This window comes from Micromonospora sp. NPDC047753, from assembly GCF_040642735.1.
Classification (GTDB): Bacteria; Actinomycetota; Actinomycetes; order Mycobacteriales; family Micromonosporaceae; genus Micromonospora.
Genome location: NZ_JBEYSL010000674.1, coordinates 1 through 2,960 on the forward strand (window position 1 = coordinate 1; position 2,960 = coordinate 2,960).

The window sequence follows — 2,960 nt, forward strand, 5'->3', positions numbered from 1 at the left end:
CGCGGACGAAGACCTGGGCCTGGCCAACGTGATACTCACCAACGGCGCACGGCTCTACGTGGACCACGCTCACCCCGAATACTCCACCCCCGAGGTAACCACCCCCAGGGACATCGTGCGCTGGGACAAGGCCGGCGAGCGGGTGATGGCCGAGGCGTCCCGCCGGGCCGCCACCATCCCGGGCACCCAGCCGATCCACCTCTACAAGAACAACACCGACAACAAGGGCGCCAGCTACGGTGCCCACGAGAACTACCTGATGCGCCGGCAGACGCCGTTCGCCGACATCGTGGCGTACCTGACGCCGTTCTTCGTCACCCGGCAGATCGTCTGCGGCGCCGGTCGGGTCGGCATCGGCCAGGACGGCGGCCAGAGCGGCTTCCAGATCTCCCAGCGTGCCGACTTCTTCGAGGTCGAGGTCGGCCTGGAGACCACCCTCAAACGGCCGATCATCAACACCCGGGACGAGCCGCACGCCGACGCCGACAAGTACCGCCGGCTGCACGTCATCATCGGCGACGCCAACCTCTCCGAGATCTCCACCTACCTCAAGGTCGGCACCACCGCGCTGATCCTCAGCATGATCGAGGAGAAGGCCCTCGGCGCCGACCTCGGCATCGCCGACCCGGTCAGCGAACTGCGCGCCGTCAGCCACGACCCCGCCCTGACGCACCGCATGCGACTGCGCGACGGCCGCCGGCTCACCGCCCTCGACCTGCAATGGGCGTACCTGGAGCGGGTCCGGTCCTTTGTCGACGACCGGTACGGCACCGACGCCGACGAGCAGACCATCGACGTGCTCGACCGCTGGGAGAGCGTCCTGGACCGGCTCGGCCGGGATCCGATGCTCTGCGCCGACGAGTTGGACTGGGTGGCCAAGCTGCGACTGCTGGAGGGCTACCGGGAGCGGGAGAAGCTCGGTTGGGGCTCGCACAAGCTCCAGCTCGTCGACCTCCAATATTCCGACGTCCGGCCGGAGAAGGGCCTCTACCACCGCCTGGTCAGCCGGGGGGCGATGAAGACGCTGCTCACCGACGACGAGACGCGCAGCGCGATGACCGAGCCACCGGAGGACACCCGGGCCTACTTCCGCGGTCGCTGCCTCGCCCAGTACGCCTCCGAGGTGGTCGCCGCGAGCTGGGACTCGGTGATCTTCGACGTGGGCCGGGAGTCGTTGGTCCGGGTGCCGATGATGGAACCCGAGCGGGGCACCCGCGCCCACGTTGGGGCGTTGTTCGATCGGTGCGCCAGCGCCAAGGACCTGTTGGAGACGTTGACCGGGGGCTGAGATCCAGTGCCTCCGCCGGGAATCGCTCTGTGGCATGCTAGGCCGTCCCCCGATCCGTCGACCCACACGGTGATGCGATGCTCCCCTCAGCCCGGCAGGTTGGCCTGCGTGCGATGACCGTTGTACCGCTGTCGAACGCGTACGCCGGGCGTGCCAACAGCTTCGGCTTCCTGCGGCTCTGCTTCGCCGTCGCGGTCGTCCTCGCGCACACCGCGGTGATCGGGTACGCCCGACCGTTGACCGAGGTCGTCGACGTGGCCGGTCTGGGGGTGGCCGGCTTCTTCGGCATCTCCGGCTTCCTCATCACCCGCAGCGCCCGGAGGGCCAGCCTGCCCCGCTACCTGTGGCACCGTGCCCTGCGGATCTGGCCGGGCCTCTGGGTGTGTCTGCTGTTCATCGGCTTCGTGGTGGCCCCGATCGTCTGGTACGCCGATCGCGGCAATCTGGACGGCCTGTGGCGACACCCGGCCGGCGTGGTCAACTTCCTGCAGGCGAACTGGTGGGGTGGCTACCGCCAACAGGGGATCATGGACGTCTTCCGGGACACGCCGTACGGCGACCTGGTGCGTAAGAGCGTTCTCGACGGCTCACTCTGGACGCTCAGCTACGAGATCTTCTGCTACCTGATCGTGGCTTCGCTGGCTGTGGTGGCGGTGCTGCGTCGGGCCCGCTGGCTGGTGCTCGCGGCCGCCGTTCTCGTCTTCGGTCTGCTGCTGTGGAACCAGTACGAGGCGCTGCGCTTCGGCGGATCGACATACTTCACCAGCGGCTCCGTCGGCACGTTGCCGCTGCTCGGCACACTCAGCAAGATCTGGTTCCTGCGATTCGGCTTCATGTTCCTGGTGGGTGCCGTAGCGGACCTCTACAGCGACAAGCTGCCCATCAGCGACGTCCTGGGCGTACTCGCCATCGTGGTGACCGGCTGGCAGACCCTGGAGGGCCACCTGTTCGGCCCGGCGTTGCTCGCCTACGAGTACGCCATCCTCTACCTCGCGGTCCGGTTGCCACGGCTGCTGCACCGAGTGGGCCAGAAGAACGACTACTCGTACGGCATCTACATCTACTCCTTCGTCGTGCAGCAGATGCTGGCCTGGCTGGGGGCGGCTGCCTGGGGGTTCGTCGGCTACTTCGCGGTGGTCATGGTCTTCACCGTCGTCCTGGCGTTTCTGTCCTGGCATCTGGTGGAGAAGCAGGCGTTGCGGTTCAAGGACTGGACACCCCGCCTGCGGCGCGGGGCACCTCCGGCGGAGGCGTCGGGGGAGGAGCAGCGTGAGCCGGAGCGGGTCCCGGTGCCGGTGCCGGGCCCGGCACCGGCAGACGCCTCGTCTCCTCGGAGCTGACCGCTCCACAGCAATTGAAGGCCCCCGACCCGAACACGGCGGACGTGAGGGCTTTCTGTCGTCTGCACGGGGTAGATTTCTTCTCAGACGATCGTGGAGGAGACAGCCATGGCCACTCATGACAGCGGCGGCCAGTCGCAGTCCGGCAAGTCCCGTCAGGGCGAGGAAATCGAGGACGTCACCACCGAGGCGAACCCCGAGGTGGCCGAGCGGCACGCCGAGATCACCGAGGACGTCGACGACCTCCTCGGGCCCCCACGACCGAACTCGTGATCGCCCGCCACGGCGAAGCCGCCTGCAATGTCGCCGGAATCGTCGGCGGCAAGCGGGGC

The 2,960-nt window shown here is 68.0% G+C and carries 2 protein-coding genes and 1 pseudogene; all 3 read left to right on the plus strand.

The features are described 5' to 3' along the window. The coding region (gene dop, locus ABZ749_RS32940) for a depupylase/deamidase Dop (protein WP_357234791.1) at positions 1-1,288 on the plus strand (1,288 nt) is incomplete at its 5' end. Between the two features lie 113 nt (positions 1,289-1,401). Next, positions 1,402-2,628, plus strand: a complete 1,227-nt coding sequence (locus ABZ749_RS32945) for an acyltransferase (RefSeq protein WP_357234794.1) — start codon at positions 1,402-1,404, stop codon at positions 2,626-2,628. Positions 2,629-2,736: 108 nt separating this feature from the next. Then, a pseudogene (locus ABZ749_RS32950) lies at positions 2,737-2,877 on the plus strand (ubiquitin-like protein Pup); the annotation flags it as partial. Positions 2,878-2,960: the final 83 nt, after the last annotated feature.

Coding starts and splice junctions, on each gene's coding strand:
- ABZ749_RS32945 (WP_357234794.1), top strand. CDS start 1,402: ATGACCGTTGTACCGCTGTCGAACGCGTACGCCGGGCGTGCCAACAGC.